This is a genomic window from Variovorax sp. TLI9-5A (genome assembly GCF_056867935.1).
On the sequence record NZ_CP200310.1, the window covers coordinates 1,187,970 to 1,201,200 of the forward strand.

Genomic DNA, 13,231 nt, shown 5'->3' on the forward strand with positions numbered 1-13,231 from the left:
GCGTCTCGTGCTGTTCCTGTGCCACGAGGGCAAGCACGATCCGTTCCGCAGCCGGGGCAGGGCCCGCGCTCAGATGCCGACGAACTCCGCCACCTCCGACAGCGGCGCGCGCTCGGTCACCAGCGCATCGAGCGGCCGGCTTCGGTCGGCGTAGCCGATGGCCATGCCGGTGAAGAGCATGCGCTCGGGCGGCAGGCCGATGAAGCTGCCGATGGTCTGCGGGTAGATCGCCCAGCATTCCTGCGGGCAGCTGTCCAGGCCCTCGGCGCGCAACAGCAGCATGATGTTCTGCAGCACCATGCCGAGGTCGGACCACTGCGGCGGGCCCATGCGGCGGTCGACGCTGCAGAACAGCGCGAGCGGCGCACCGAAGAACTGGTAGTTGCGCGCGAACCATTCGCGGCGCGCGGCCTTGTCTTCGCGCGGAATGCCCAGCAGCTCGTACATCGCCTCGCCCACGGCGAAGCGGCGGTCGCGGTAGGGCGCGACCAGCTCGCGCGGATAGATGTCGTACTCGCTGCCTTCGCCGGCGGGCGCCTCATGCACGCGCGTGCGCATGATGGCCTTGAGCTCGGCGAGCCTTTCGCCACCGACCACATGCAGGTGCCAGGGCTGCAGGTTGCCGCCGGAGGGCGCGCGCAATGCCTGCTGCAGCACGCGGCGGATCACGTCGCCGGAAACAGGCGTGTCTAGAAAGTCGCGCACCGAGCGGCGGGTGGCGATGGCGTCCTGAAGGTGCATGGAAAAGTCCTCTTGAAGCGGATGCTAGGGGCAACCCTCGAATGGCCTCAATCGTCTCTTCCGACGATGCCGCACGGCATGGCCGCTGCCTAGCATCCGGCCAGCGTACAGGAGACAAGACATGTTCGGATTGATGCAAGACCGCCCGCTGCTGATCTCGTCGCTCATCGACTACGCGGCCAACTTCCACCCGCATGCCGAAGTGGTGGGCCGCACGGTGGAGGGGCCGCTGCACCGCACCAACTACGCGGAGATACAGCGCCATTCCAAGCAGGTGGCCAATGCGCTGAAGACGCTGGGCATCGAGCCCGGCGACCGCGTTGGCACGCTGGCGTGGAACACCTGGCGGCATCTGGCGCTGTACTTCGGCGTGTCGGGCTCGGGCGCGGTGCTGCACACGGTGAACCCGCGGCTCTTTCCGGAGCAGATCGACTACATCGTCAACCATGCCGAAGACAAGGTGCTGTTCTTCGACACCACCTTCGCGCCGCTGGTCGAGAAGCTCGCGCCGGCGCTGAAATCGGTGCGCGCCTTCATCGCGATGACCGACCGCGCGCACATGCCGTCCATCGATGTGCCCAATCTGCTGTGCTTCGACGAGCTCGTGGGCTCGCAGAGCGAGCAGTACGGGTGGCCCGAGTTCGACGAGCGCACAGCATCGTCGCTTTGCTACACCTCGGGCACCACGGGCAATCCGAAGGGCGTGCTGTATTCGCATCGATCCACCGTGCTGCACTCGCTGATGGAGTGCGCGCCCGACACCTTCGGCGTCAACTCGCAGATGACGCTGCTGCTCGCGGTGCCGATGTTCCATGCCAACGCATGGGGCATGCCGTATGCGGCGGCGATGACCGGCATGAAGCTGGTCATGCCCGGCCCGCACATGGACGGCCAGAGCCTCTACGAGCTGATGCGCGACGAGAAGGTCGGCTTCTCGCAGGCCGTGCCAACCATCTGGCTGATGCTGTTCCAGTACTTCGATGCGCACCCCGAGATCGATACGCGCGCCATCGGCCTGAAGCGCATCGGCGTGGGCGGCGCCGCCACGCCGCGCAGCATGATCGAGCGCTTCGAGCGCGACTTCGGCGCCGACTTCGTGCAGGGCTGGGGCATGACCGAGACCAGCCCCATCGGCGTGATCGGCAACCTGCTGCCCAAGCACCTGTCGATGCCGAAGGAGGAGCAGACACGCGTGAAGATGCGCCAGGGCCGCGGCGTATGGGGCGTGGAACTGAAGATCGTCGGCGAAGACGGCCAACGCCTGCCGCACGACGGCAAGGCCTTCGGCCACCTGCACGTGCGCGGTCCGTGGATCGCGAGCGGCTACTTCAAGAGCGAGGGCGGGCCGGTGCTCGACGCCGAAGGCTTCTTTCCGACGGGCGACGTCGCCAACATCGACGAGGACGGCTACGTGCAACTCGTCGATCGCGCGAAGGACGTCATCAAGTCGGGCGGCGAGTGGATCTCGTCCATCGATCTGGAGAACGCGGCGAGCCTGCACCCCGCGGTGGCCGAGGCGGCGGTGATCGGCATCGCGCATCCGAAGTGGCAGGAGCGTCCGCTGCTCATCGTGGTGAAGCGTGCGGGCATGGAAGCCACGCGCGAGGAACTGCTCACATTCCTCGCGGAGCGCGTCGTGAAATGGTGGCTACCGGAAGACGTGGTCTTCGTCGACAGCCTGCCGCATACAGCCACCGGCAAATTGCTGAAGACAAAGCTGCGCGAACAGTTCAAAGGTTACGTTGCGACGACATCTGTTTGACAGTTCAGTGACTTGTTCGAATTTTCTGTGGACAACTCTGTGAGTTGTGGGTGGAGGCGGTGAGGTGGAGCGAGAACTGGCGTGGGTTCCCGCCACGTTGCCTCTTGAATAGGCACCCGGATCGATGGCCGCGCGACAAGTAGACCAAAGGCCCAAGTCGCGCTCGGATGTATACAAACGGGAGGGCGCGGCGCGTGATTGCCCATTCGCAATCTTCCCGACACCGCGAAACTACCTGGTGCCGCGCGCGAGCTGGGCCCGACCGAACGGCGTGATGCGCCGGATCACCGCCAGCTCCTGCGGCGCCCCGTCGGCATCCTTCCATGCGAGCTCGGGGCTGATGGCCGCATCGACGAACCCGGCCTGCTTCAGCAGGCCGACGCAGCTGATCTCCTGCGGGTCCTCCACCCGAAGGGGGAAGGCCGAACGTTCTATGGCGCGCAGGTAGTCCAGCGGCTCCAGGCTCGTCTTCTTCTTTCTCGATGCGGGAATAGCGCCGCTTTGGCCGCGCAGCTTTTCGATCTCGGCGTGCCCTTCCTCCGTGATGCAGACCACCAGCGCGGCCTGTGCCAGCCTGTAGCTGCCATGGCCGGTATCGAAAGCAGGATCGATGGCCGCCTCGATGAGGCCGGTGGCTTTCAGGACGGACACGCGCCGCACATCGTGCGCGTCGGTCACGTGCATGGGCAGGCGAGCATGCTCCAGGTGGAGGAGGTATCTGAGCGGCACTGAAGAACCCCTGTGATCACCTCCCTCGGCCTTCGATGCCGCGCCATGCTGACCAGTTGGAGCAGAGACAGAGAGAACGCCTCCCGGCACCCTGGACAACTCATGCGCCCCGGGTAGTCCAGTTCACGAAGGAACTGGCCGGCGAGGGGATGGATTGTGAATATTTGTCAACAATTCTTGTGCCTCCGTAGGACGAGCGCCATCACCGAAATAGGGTATTCCCTCTGGCCGATCTACAGGCATGGGAGCGGGGGTGTTCAGTGCTTGTGCCCGCCATGCCCCGCGGGCTGCGCCGACGCATTCAGCGCCCTCACCGGCGCCTTCACCTCCAGCGTCTCGCGCTTGCCGTCCTTGCCCTCGAAGGTGAGCGTGAGCGGCACGGTGTCGCCTTCTTTCACCTGCTGCTTGAGGTCGAGCAGCATCACGTGATAGCCGCCGGGCTTGAGCTCGACGGTCTTGCCGGCGGGCAGGTCGAGCGTGGCGATCTGGCGCATGCGCATCACGTTGTCCTGCATGGCCATCTCGTGCACTTCGACCAGCGGGGTGACGGGCGAGCTGGCCGAGACCAGCTTGGTGTCCTTCGCGGCGCTGAGCTGCATGAACGCGCCGGTGGCCTTCTGCTGCGGCACGGTGGCGCGTACCCAGGCGTCCTTGACGGTGACCTGCGCGTTCGCTGCGTGCGCGGTGAGCAGCGCGGCGCTGGTGATGGCGAGGATGTGTGCGATACGGTTCTTCATGATCTTGATCTCCTTGGTTTGAATCTGTGTGCGATGGCGCAGGTCCTCAGGCGGACTGCAGGATCTTGCGCAGGTCGTCGGCGCATTCCTGCGCGCCCTGCTCGTGGCGCAGCACGATGCGGATCTTGCCCTTGGGGTCGAACACATAGCTGAAGGCCGAATGGTCCATGGTGTACGAGGAGCCGGTGGGCACCTTCTTGTAGAACACCTTGAAGTCCTTCGCGGTCTCGCTGGTTCGCTGCAGGTCGCCGTACAGGCCGATGAAGCTCGGGTCGAAGGCCTGCGTGTAGGCCTTGAGCACGACGGGCGAATCGCGCTCGGGGTCGACAGTTACGAAGATCACCTGCAGGCGATCGCCGTCGCTGCCGAGCAGCCGCTTGATCTCGGCCGCGCGCACGAGAGCGGTTGGGCAGACGTCGGGGCATTGGGTGAAGCCGAAGAACATCATCACGGCCTTGCCCTTGAAGTCGGCCAGCGTGCGCTCGCGGCCGTCGGCGTCGGTCAGGCGGAAGTCCCGCGCGTAGTTGGCGCCGGTGATGTCGACGCCGTTGAAGCGCGCGGGCAGCACCTTGTCGCAGGCTGCGAGGGTCGTGAACGCAATGAGGCTGCCGCCGGATAGCAGCAGGCGGCGCCGCGTCGGGTAGTGGGATTTTTCTCTGGGCATTGAATGGACTCGCTCCGGCGCCTGCAGCGGCGCCGATGGATTCGTTGCAGAAGCGCAGGCGATGGATGAGTGACGGCCTCGTCAGGAGGCCTGCCACGGCATCACGCGTGCGGGAACTGGGGAAGAAGCCTCAGAGGAGCGAGGGAGGTCCGCGCGCCGGAAGCGGCGCCGCGGTGGCTGCTGCGATGTGCGCGGAGGGAATCGGCTGCACCACGTGCGCCACCGGCATGGGCGTCGGCAGCTCGACGGTGGGCGTCGTAGCGGGCGGAGCGCCGTTGACCACGCAGAGCGGGCAGTCCATGTGGCCCGCGCCCATCTCCTGTGCGCCGTCGTCGGTGTGCACGATGGCCTTGAGCGATCCGGCGTTCGAGCAGACCAGCTCCACTGTCTGCGGATGCACGAGCGGGGAGGCGACGGCCACGCCGAGCGACAGCGCGAACCACAGCATCACCCAGCGGATCAGCCCCACGCCCGGGCGCCGCAACGCCGTACCGAGACGGTTGGGCGTGGGTCGAAGGGGTGGCGCAGGCATCGTCCGGATTATCGGCCAGCCCTGCGCGGCAAAGAAAAAAGCCTTGCAAGTCATTGACCTGCAAGGCTTTTTCGTTTGTTTTGGTGGCTCTTCACGGACTCGAACCGCGGACCTGTGGATTATGATTCCATCGCTCTAACCGACTGAGCTAAAGAGCCGTTCGGTGGTGTTGCACACCGAGCCTGCGATTATAGCCCAGTCCGAAGCCGCCGCTCAACCACCCGCCGGCAACTTGCCCAATTCTTCGGAAACCAGCCGCACGATCAGCTTGTCCAGCGTCTGCACCGAGTAGTTGCCGACGTCGTGCACCGTCTGCGTTCCAGGGCCGCTCGCCGGGTTCGTCGCCTCCTTGTAGGTCAGGAACACGAAGCGCCCGCCGGTGTACTGCGCGATCTGGCGCTGGATGTATTCGCCCTGCTTGTCCAGGCCCGATGCACCCACGCTGAACACCTTGATGCCCTTGCCCAGCGCGGCGACCATGTCGTCGTCGTACTGCGGGCCGCCGTGGTCGAGGTGCGGCGGTGCGTCGGCCAGCAGCACCACGAGGCGGGTGGTGTCGTTGCCGCGCCAGCTCAGCTTGTGGACGGTTTCGTTGAGCGCCTCGTTCATCGCCTCGGGGTAGTCGCCACCGCCCGCGGCGCGCAGCGCGTCGAGCACGCCCTGGAAGGCGTTCAGGTCGTTGGTGAAGTCGTGGCGGCGCACCAGGAACTCATCGCCCCGGTCGCGATATGCCACGAGGCCGAAGCAGGTGTCCGGGCGGCTGGGCAGCCGGGCGACCTGGTCGGCGATGGTGCGCAGGGTGGCCTTGAGCTTGGCGATCTCGTCGTCCATCGAGCCGGTGGCGTCGATCAGGAAGACAAGGTCGAGCCTGGCGCGCGCAGGCACGGCGCCGGGCTTGCCGCCGAGCACCACATCGACCGCGTTCTTCTGTCCGCGCTGCAGGAAGGCAGTGCTCTGGCGGCCGTTCTTGCGCACGGTGACTTCATAGACCGCGCTCTGCGCTTTGTCGAAGGCGTTCGGATGCAGCCATGCGCGCCCGCCCGCGTCAGTGCGAGCCCACATCGCGGCGCCGTTGGCGGCCTGCACCGCCACTTCGGCATCGGGCACGACCGCGCCGCGCGCATCGCGCACCTGCAGCAGGTAGCGTGCGCTGATGTCGCGCTCGCGGTGCGGTACCTGCGTACGGCCGTGGAAGGCCAGGTATTCGCTGAAGTCGGCGTTGTCGTCGACCATGCCGGCGGTGACGGGCTCGTTGGCCGGGCGCCGGGCCTGTACAGGTGCTTGAACTTCGCCGGACACGCGAGCCGCCGGGGCGGGCGCGACAGGTGCGATCGAGGCCGGCGGTGCTTCCGCGATGGCATCGGCGAGAGCCGCTCCAGCCGGTGCCGACTTGGCTGCGGGCGCCGCCATCGGCTTTGGCGTCGTGGGCGAAGGCACGACGGAGGGGCTCGCCCTGTATTCCTTCGACAATTCGGCGTACCTGCGTTCCTCCCGTGCGTTGGAGACGCGTGGCATACCCGGCGTCTCGTAGGTCCGCACCGGCCGTGCGCAGTGCGTGGCGGAGGGCGCCTCGAAGTTCGGCACCGTCTGCATCGGCAGCGCGCGGCTGTCGGGCGCGGGCGTCGGCCAGCGCACGGCGCTGCCGGTGGCGGGGATTTCGGTGGCGCCGCTGGCGCCCAGGAGCAATTGGGCGCACAGCAGCACGACGAGCGGGCGGCGAAACCGGGAAACGAAAGGCTGGGTCATGGAAGCACTCCGGGTGGTTGGGTGCTGGCTGATACGGCCCGCCTGCGCCGGCGGGGTTAGTCGGTCGTGAATTTTTTTGCCGCTCCGAACCCCGGTGCGCCTCTTGGCCCGTACAAGCTCGGGTGAAAATCCTGCGATGTCCGCGCTTCCCCGCGCCCCTTCAGCCAAGAACGCCCCCGAGCGCCAGGCCATGCCCGACGATCAGTTGATGCTGGCCTACGCGCAGGGCGATGCCGCCGCGTTCGACGTGCTCTACGCGCGCCACGAGGGCGGGCTGTTCCGCTTCGTCAAGCGCCTGCTCGGCGCGCGGCTCGCGGCGCAGGCCGACGAGGTGTTCCAGGACACCTGGGTGCGGATCATCTCGGCGCGCGAGAGCTTCTCGCCGCAGGGGGCGACATGGCGCACCTGGGCCTTCACCATCGCGCACAACCTCGCCATGGACCGCCTGCGCGTGAGCGGGCGCGAAGTGACGCTCGAAGCGCACGCGGACGACGACGGCAACTCCGTGCCCACGCTCGAACACGGCGTGCGCGGCGCGGCGGCCGATGCGGCCTCGCATCCTTCGGCCGAGGAACTCGCGTTCTGGCGCGCCGCTGGCCGCCGCCTGCTCGCCTGCCTGGACGAACTCCCGGCCGAGCAGCGCGCCGCGTTCCTGCTGCACCATGAAGACGGCCTGACCGTCGAGGCGCTGGCCGCGAGCCTGGAGATCGGCTTCGAGACCGTGCGCAGCAGGCTGCGCTACGGCCTGCAGAAACTGCGCGGCTGCATGGAGCGCTATCTGTCGGTGCTGGAGAAGCGGGCATGAGCGGCGGCAACGACAACTCCGGATTCGACGACCTGCGCGACCCGGCGCTGCGCCGCGCTCTGGACCATGCGCCCGACAGCGAGGCCACGCCGCATCCGCGTACGCGCGATGCGATCCTGAAGATGGCGCACAACCTCGCCGCCGCGCCGGCCAGCGCGGCCCCCGCGGCCAACAACGCGAGCGCCGCGCCCTGGTGGCGGCGTCTCTTCGGTGGCGGCGAACCGCATGCGCGCATGCCGTGGAACGCCGCCTTCGCCACCGTGCTGGTGGCCGCTTTCGTGACGGTGCTCTGGCACAAGGAGCCCGTGCCGGATGCGCGGCTCGACGGTGAAGCGCGCGTGGGCGAAACGACCGCGCCGGCGCCGGCACAAGCACCTGCCGCGCTGCCAGCGCCTGCAGCACCGGCTCCAGCCCACCCCCCGGCGGAGGCCGCCGCTTCGCAAGCAGAAACGCAGTCGGCACCCGACACAGCGGCACCGGCTCCTGCAAGAGCACCCGCGGCGCCTGCGCCCGAAGCAGAGCAACGCGCCAGGATTGCGCGCGATTCGGTGGACTCGTCCTCCAAGAGAGCGGCCAAGGAGACCGCCAACACAGCGGGCGCGGATGCGGTCCGGAAGGCCGAGCCGGCGCCTTCTCTCCAGCAGGCGGCTCCTGCCGCGCCTGTTGCTCCCGCCCCTGCTGCCGTTCCGGCTCCCGTCGAGTCGGCCGCGCCACCTGCATCGATTGCGCCGGCTCCGCCGCCTCCGGTCGTGGCCGAGCAGGCCGCCCCTGCGCCAGCGCCGTCGCCCGCACCTGTCGCGCGCGATGAGCGCCGAGAAGCATATGCGGACGGCGAACAGCGGCGTCGTGCCTATGCGGCGGGAGCCCCTGCGGCCGCCGCGCCGGCATTGCCGCCGGCAGCTGTCGCTCCAGCACCCGGCGCGGCCCCGCCGCACCGCGAAACTCAGCAAGACACCGCATCGGCACTCGCAAGGCAGGACAACGCCAGCGCGGGTGCTTCGGGCGCGCTGAGCCCAACCGCCCCGGCCGCGGCCAAGGCGATTGCCGCGCCACGAAGCGTGGCGCCTTTCTCGGCACTGGACCGCTGGACTTCCTTCAGCTTCACGCGCAACGGCGAAAGCGTGCGCCACGAGCGCGGCGATATCGAAGGCCTGCCGGCGCTGGTAGGCACCGTAGCGCGCTCGGCCAAGGCGCCCGACGAGCCGCTGGCCGCGCCGGTCGAGGCGCGTCTCGAGCTCTATAGGGGCAAGTCGCTGGTCGCCGTGCTGGAGATCGCCGGCAACCAGGTGCGCTGGACGCCGCAGCCCGGCGGCGCGGCATTGGTCGGCACGCCGCCGGCCCAGGCGCTCGACGCGCTGCGGTCGCTGCTGTCTACGCGCTGACCGGCCCGGCCGGCATCAGGCGTTCTTGAAGTCCGGCTGGCGCTTGGTCAGGAAGGCGTCCATGCCTTCCTTCTGGTCCTGCGTGGCGAACAGCGCGTGGAACAGGCGCCGCTCGAACATCACGCCGTCGCTCAGGCCGCTCTCGAAGGCGCGGTTGACCGACTCCTTCGCCGCGATCACCGAGATCTGCGAGAAGCCGCAGATGATCAGCGCCGCACCCAGCGCCTCGTCGGCGAGCTTCTCGAAAGGCACCACGCGGCTGACGAGGCCGGCGCGCTCGGCTTCGGCCGCGTCCATCATGCGGGCGGTGAGCACCATGTCCATGGCCTTGCTCTTGCCGACCGCGCGCGGCAGGCGCTGCGTGCCGCCGGCGCCGGGGATCACGCCGATCTTGATCTCGGGCTGGCCGAACTTGGCGTTGTCGGCCGCGATGATGAAGTCGCACATCATCGCCAGCTCGCAGCCGCCGCCCAGCGCGAAGCCGGCCACCGCGCCGATCACCGGCTTGCGGATCGAACGGATGGTTTCCCAGTTGCGGGTGATGTAGTCGCCCTTGTAGGTGTCGATGAAGCTGTACTTGGCCATCGCCGCGATGTCGGCGCCGGCCGCGAAGGCGCGCTCGCTGCCAGTGAGGATGATGCAGCCGATGGCGTCGTCGGCATCGAAGGCCTTGAGCGCCTGGCCCAGCTCGGTCATGAGCGCATCGTTCAGCGCGTTCAGGGCCTTGGGGCGGTTGAGGGTGATGATGCCGACCTTGCCTGCTTCGGTCCGCACTTCGATGTTTTCGTAGCTCATGGTGTCTCCGGGGGAACGGGAAAGGGGAAGAAAAACGCGCTTCACTATACCCAGCATGGCCGACGGGGTGATCCGCAGTGGATTGCTCTAATTGAGAATTGATCTCATCTAGAATGCCCGCCATGGAGTTCCCGATGCAAGAACATGCCGTGTTGCTGCGGGCCTATGCCCGCGTCCAGGAGCGTTGCTCGCGCCTGCTGGTCGAACAGGCCGCCCTCGTCGAAAGACTCGAAGCGCAGATCGTGCGCCTGCGCGGCGCGCTGGTGGCGCGGGATTCGGCCATTGCCATCGTGCGCGAGGAGCTCGCGGCGCGCGCCTCGGCCGGCAGCGCGCTGCCGAAGCGGCTGCACGCGCTGCTGGCGCCGGGCAGCAAGCGCCACCTGAAGCCGTCGCAGCCGCCTCCGCCAGCCGATCTGCGCGAGAAGGCCGTGCTGTGCGTGGGCCATGAAGAAGAGGCGCCGTCGTCGCTCGCGCGCCAGCTGGTAGAGATCGCCGGCGGCCGCTACCTGCATCACGACGGCGGCGATGACGATGCGGACGACCCCGCGCTCGAAGCCAGCCTGCGCGCGGCCGACCTCGTGATCTGCCAGACCGGCTGCGTGAGCCATGGCGCCTACTGGCGTGTGCAGGACCACTGCCGGCGAACCGGCAAGCCCTGCGTACTGGTGGGCGAACCCCAGCCGATGATGTTCGTGCGCCACCCGGCGGCGACGGAAAGTGCCTGACTGAGTCGTCTGGCTAGCCGGCCAGCCAGTTCGTCACCTTGCCGGCGTCGTGCGAGAACAGCCGCCAGGTGGTCGCGCCGGTTGGCAGCACCAGCGGCAGCCTGATCAGCTTGCGGTCGCGCGCCACGATGGCCGTGCACTTCGTCGCATCGCCCAGGTAGAGCGCCAGGTCGTCGAGCTTGGCGATGCGCCAGGCCTGCGCCGGCCGCTGCTGGCCCTTCTTGCCGGTGGCGGGCAGTTCGATGCCGATCCACTCGTCGTTCGCGGAGAAGCCGGCCTTTTCGGCCGCGCCGCCGCGCAGCACCACCTTCACCTGCACGCTGCCGTTGGCCTCGGCCACCCGCAGGCCCAGAGCCTGCGCTTGCTGCGACGGGTCTTCCAGCGTGGCCACGCCGTGTGCGCGCAGCAGCAGCGAAAGCGGAAGCTCCTCGGTCGAATGCACCCAGCGCGCCAGCTCCGCCTTGTACGAGCGGCCGCTCACGGCTTCGAGCGCGGCCGCGATGTCCGCCTCGCTGATCGGTCCGCCGCCGCCTTGCCGCCAAAGGTGGCGCATCACGTCGTCGAGCGTGCCCTTGCCTTCGTGGCGCAACGTGAGGTCGAAGCACAGCGCCACCAGCGCGCCCTTGGTGTAGTAGCTCACCGTGCTGTTGGGCGTCTGCTCGTCCTGCCGGTAGTACTTGACCCAGGCGTCGAAGCTCGCGTCGGCCACCGGCTGCACCAGCCGGCCCGGCGTCTGCATGACCTGGTTGATGGTCTTGTTCAGCAGGCGCAGGTAGCCCGCGTCGTCGATGCGCCCGGCGCGCCGCAGCAGCAGGTCGTCGTAGTAGCTGGTGAAACCCTCGAAGAACCACAGCAGCTGCGTGTAGTTCTCCTGGCTGTAGTCGTAGCGCGCGAACTCCGCCGGCCGCATGCGCTTGACGTTCCAGGTGTGGAAATACTCGTGGCTGATGAGCCCCAGCAGCGTGGTGTAGCCATCGGGCTGCTTCTTCTTCTCGCCCAGCTGCGGCAGGTCGCGGCGGTTGCAGATCAGCGCGGTGGAATGGCGGTGCTCGAGCCCGCCGTAGCCGTCGTCGACCACGTTGAGCATGAACACGTAGCGGTCGATCGGCGGCTTCGGTCCGCCGCGCTTGCCGACCTTGTCTCCGTGCCAGAAGCGCATCTCTGCTTCGCAGATGGCCTTGGTGTCGGCGATGAGCCTGTCGCCGTCGAACGACGCCGCGGCGCCGGCCACCACGAAGCGGTGCGGCACGCCGCAGGCCTCGAAGTCGGCGCTCCAGAAAGCACCCATCTCGACGGGGCTGTCGGCCAGTTCGTCGTAGCCCGAGGCGATGTAGCTGCCGAAGCCGTGCTTGTCGGCCTTCAGCGCAACGAGCGCGGTGGCGCACGACCAGCGCGGGCTGTCGCCGCCGGCGTGCGCGGGCGCGACGATCTCCATCGCGTGCGGCGTTTCGGTCTGTCCCTCGACGCGCAGGCACACGCTGGTGCCGTTGAAGAAGCCGCGCTCGGCATCGAGCCAGGCGGTGCGCACCGAGTTGTCGTAGGCGCAGACCTGGTAGTTCAGCACCAGCGGCTGGCCGGGCGTGCACTCGACCAGCCAACTGCACTTGTCGAGCTGGGTCAGCGCCGGCTTGCGGCGGCCCTGCGTGGCGCGCAGGCCCTGCACGTTCTTCGCGAACTCGCGCACCAGGTAGCTGCCCGGAATCCACACCGGCAGCGACACGCGCTGCTGCGCGGCGGGCGCGTCGATGGTGAGGGTGACGCCGAACAGGTGCGCGTGCGGGTCGGCGCATTCGACGCGGTAGCGCACGCCTGCCGCGTGCTGCGCTTGAGCCTTCGTCGCCATCAGCTGGACGAGGCGGCGAGTTGCTTCTCGACCTGCTCCGCGGGAATGGCGCCCGGCGTGCGCGTGCCGTCGCTGAAGATCAGCGTGGGCGTGCCGGTGATGTTGTACTTGCGGCCGAACTCGACGTTGCGCTGCAGCGCGGTCACGTCGCAGCTGCTCGGCGCGGCGGTGGGCTTGGTGCTGGATTCCATCCAGTCGCTCCAGGCCTTGCCCTTGTCCTTGCTGCACCAGATGTCGCGCGACTTGACGTTCGAATCGGGGCCGAGCACCGGGTACAGGAACAGGTACACGGTCACGTTGTCGACCGTCTTCATGTCTTTTTCGAAGCGCTTGCAGTAGCCGCAGTTCGGGTCCTCGAAGACCGCGAGCTTGCGCTTGCCGTTGCCGCGCACGATCTTGATCGAGTCCTTCAGCGGCAGCTGGTCGAAGGCGACGGCGCTGAGCTTCTCGACGCGCTCCTCGGTCAGGTTCTTGCGCGCCTTCACGTCGATCAGGTTGCCCTGGAAGAGGTAGTTGCCCTGTTCGTCGGTGTAGAAGATCTGCGAGCCGTTCACGCGCACTTCGTACACGCCCGGAACCGGCGACTTCGACACCTCGTCGATGGCGGGGAACTGCGGAATGCGCGAGGGCAGGTTCTTGCGGATCTCGGCTTCGCCTGCGGTGGCGGTCACGACCGCGCCGAGCGTGCAGGCGGCGAGAAGAAGGTTGCGTACGAATGTCATCGGGAGTCCGTTTGTTCGGTCGGGATTCGATCGGGATTGGGTCTGGCC

Annotated in this window: 13 protein-coding genes and 1 tRNA gene; 4 read left to right on the plus strand and 10 right to left on the minus strand. The window is 67.9% G+C overall.

What is annotated here, in order from left to right:
* Window positions 1–69: 69 nt before the first annotated feature.
* Entirely contained in the window at window positions 70–741 is a 672-nt protein-coding gene (locus AC1VNX_RS05785; protein WP_301506236.1) for a nitroreductase, read from the minus strand.
* Between the two features lie 121 nt (window positions 742–862).
* Between AC1VNX_RS05785 and AC1VNX_RS05790 the strand changes: the two genes are divergently transcribed.
* Complete coding sequence (locus AC1VNX_RS05790) at window positions 863–2,503, plus strand: 3-(methylthio)propionyl-CoA ligase (protein WP_483155860.1); 1,641 nt, start codon at window positions 863–865, stop codon at window positions 2,501–2,503.
* Between the two features lie 231 nt (window positions 2,504–2,734).
* Here the strand turns inward: AC1VNX_RS05790 and AC1VNX_RS05795 are convergent, their stop codons facing one another.
* The 6 genes from AC1VNX_RS05795 to AC1VNX_RS05820 all read right to left on the minus strand — a co-directional run bounded on the left by AC1VNX_RS05795 (window position 2,735) and on the right by AC1VNX_RS05820 (window position 6,911).
* Entirely contained in the window at window positions 2,735–3,187 is a 453-nt protein-coding gene (locus tag AC1VNX_RS05795; protein ID WP_483155861.1) for a hypothetical protein, read from the minus strand.
* A 302-nt stretch (window positions 3,188–3,489) separates the two neighbouring features.
* Window positions 3,490–3,969, minus strand: a complete 480-nt coding sequence (locus AC1VNX_RS05800) for a copper chaperone PCu(A)C (protein ID WP_483155862.1) — start codon at window positions 3,967–3,969, stop codon at window positions 3,490–3,492.
* 46 nt (window positions 3,970–4,015) lie between these two features.
* Entirely contained in the window at window positions 4,016–4,633 is a 618-nt protein-coding gene (locus tag AC1VNX_RS05805) for an SCO family protein (RefSeq protein WP_483155863.1), read from the minus strand.
* A 130-nt stretch (window positions 4,634–4,763) separates the two neighbouring features.
* On the minus strand, window positions 4,764–5,081 hold the full coding sequence (locus tag AC1VNX_RS05810; RefSeq protein ID WP_483161885.1) for a DUF2946 family protein: 318 nt from the start codon (window positions 5,079–5,081) through the stop codon (window positions 4,764–4,766).
* 165 nt (window positions 5,082–5,246) lie between these two features.
* Window positions 5,247–5,323 (minus strand) — tRNA-Met (locus AC1VNX_RS05815).
* A gap of 55 nt (window positions 5,324–5,378) precedes the next feature.
* Entirely contained in the window at window positions 5,379–6,911 is a 1,533-nt protein-coding gene (locus tag AC1VNX_RS05820; protein WP_483155864.1) for a VWA domain-containing protein, read from the minus strand.
* A 136-nt stretch (window positions 6,912–7,047) separates the two neighbouring features.
* On the opposite strand from AC1VNX_RS05820, the gene AC1VNX_RS05825 reads away from it, so the two are divergent.
* Together AC1VNX_RS05825 and AC1VNX_RS05830 are read left to right on the plus strand one after the other, a co-directional pair.
* Window positions 7,048–7,716 (plus strand): sigma-70 family RNA polymerase sigma factor, encoded by a 669-nt coding sequence (locus AC1VNX_RS05825; RefSeq protein WP_483155865.1) that lies wholly within the window; start codon window positions 7,048–7,050, stop codon window positions 7,714–7,716.
* Window positions 7,713–9,098: a hypothetical protein gene (locus AC1VNX_RS05830; RefSeq protein WP_483155866.1), complete on the plus strand. Its 1,386-nt coding sequence runs from the start codon at window positions 7,713–7,715 to the stop codon at window positions 9,096–9,098. The genes AC1VNX_RS05825 and AC1VNX_RS05830 overlap by 4 nt, the downstream gene beginning before the upstream one ends.
* Window positions 9,099–9,113: 15 nt before the next feature.
* On the opposite strand, the gene AC1VNX_RS05835 is transcribed toward AC1VNX_RS05830, so the two are convergent.
* Complete coding sequence (locus tag AC1VNX_RS05835) at window positions 9,114–9,893, minus strand: enoyl-CoA hydratase (RefSeq protein WP_301506216.1); 780 nt, start codon at window positions 9,891–9,893, stop codon at window positions 9,114–9,116.
* Window positions 9,894–10,027: 134 nt separating this feature from the next.
* Between AC1VNX_RS05835 and AC1VNX_RS05840 the strand changes: the two genes are divergently transcribed.
* Window positions 10,028–10,618, plus strand: a complete 591-nt coding sequence (locus AC1VNX_RS05840) for a DUF2325 domain-containing protein (RefSeq protein WP_483155867.1) — start codon at window positions 10,028–10,030, stop codon at window positions 10,616–10,618.
* Between the two features lie 13 nt (window positions 10,619–10,631).
* Here AC1VNX_RS05840 and AC1VNX_RS05845 read toward each other — a convergent pair whose 3' ends face one another.
* Together AC1VNX_RS05845 and AC1VNX_RS05850 are read right to left on the minus strand one after the other, a co-directional pair.
* Window positions 10,632–12,461 carry a M61 family metallopeptidase gene (locus AC1VNX_RS05845; protein WP_483155868.1) on the minus strand — a complete coding sequence of 610 codons (1,830 nt, stop codon included), beginning with the start codon at window positions 12,459–12,461 and terminating at the stop codon, window positions 10,632–10,634.
* Window positions 12,461–13,183 carry a DsbC family protein gene (locus AC1VNX_RS05850; RefSeq protein ID WP_483155869.1) on the minus strand — a complete coding sequence of 241 codons (723 nt, stop codon included), beginning with the start codon at window positions 13,181–13,183 and terminating at the stop codon, window positions 12,461–12,463. The genes AC1VNX_RS05845 and AC1VNX_RS05850 overlap by 1 nt, the downstream gene beginning before the upstream one ends.
* Window positions 13,184–13,231 lie beyond the last annotated feature (48 nt).

Bases quoted from the DNA above. Each gene is read 5' to 3' on its own strand.
- AC1VNX_RS05810 (WP_483161885.1), bottom strand. From the start codon at position 5,081: ATGCTGTGGTTCGCGCTGTCGCTCGGCGTGGCCGTCGCCTCCCCGCTC.
- AC1VNX_RS05845 (WP_483155868.1), bottom strand. From the start codon at position 12,461: ATGGCGACGAAGGCTCAAGCGCAGCACGCGGCAGGCGTGCGCTACCGC.
- AC1VNX_RS05825 (WP_483155865.1), top strand. From the start codon at position 7,048: ATGTCCGCGCTTCCCCGCGCCCCTTCAGCCAAGAACGCCCCCGAGCGC.
- AC1VNX_RS05850 (WP_483155869.1), bottom strand. From the start codon at position 13,183: ATGACATTCGTACGCAACCTTCTTCTCGCCGCCTGCACGCTCGGCGCG.
- AC1VNX_RS05830 (WP_483155866.1), top strand. From the start codon at position 7,713: ATGAGCGGCGGCAACGACAACTCCGGATTCGACGACCTGCGCGACCCG.
- AC1VNX_RS05820 (WP_483155864.1), bottom strand. From the start codon at position 6,911: ATGACCCAGCCTTTCGTTTCCCGGTTTCGCCGCCCGCTCGTCGTGCTG.
- AC1VNX_RS05840 (WP_483155867.1), top strand. From the start codon at position 10,028: ATGCAAGAACATGCCGTGTTGCTGCGGGCCTATGCCCGCGTCCAGGAG.
- AC1VNX_RS05800 (WP_483155862.1), bottom strand. From the start codon at position 3,969: ATGAAGAACCGTATCGCACACATCCTCGCCATCACCAGCGCCGCGCTG.
- AC1VNX_RS05835 (WP_301506216.1), bottom strand. From the start codon at position 9,893: ATGAGCTACGAAAACATCGAAGTGCGGACCGAAGCAGGCAAGGTCGGC.
- AC1VNX_RS05785 (WP_301506236.1), bottom strand. From the start codon at position 741: ATGCACCTTCAGGACGCCATCGCCACCCGCCGCTCGGTGCGCGACTTT.
- AC1VNX_RS05795 (WP_483155861.1), bottom strand. From the start codon at position 3,187: ATGCACGTGACCGACGCGCACGATGTGCGGCGCGTGTCCGTCCTGAAA.
- AC1VNX_RS05805 (WP_483155863.1), bottom strand. From the start codon at position 4,633: ATGCCCAGAGAAAAATCCCACTACCCGACGCGGCGCCGCCTGCTGCTA.
- AC1VNX_RS05790 (WP_483155860.1), top strand. From the start codon at position 863: ATGTTCGGATTGATGCAAGACCGCCCGCTGCTGATCTCGTCGCTCATC.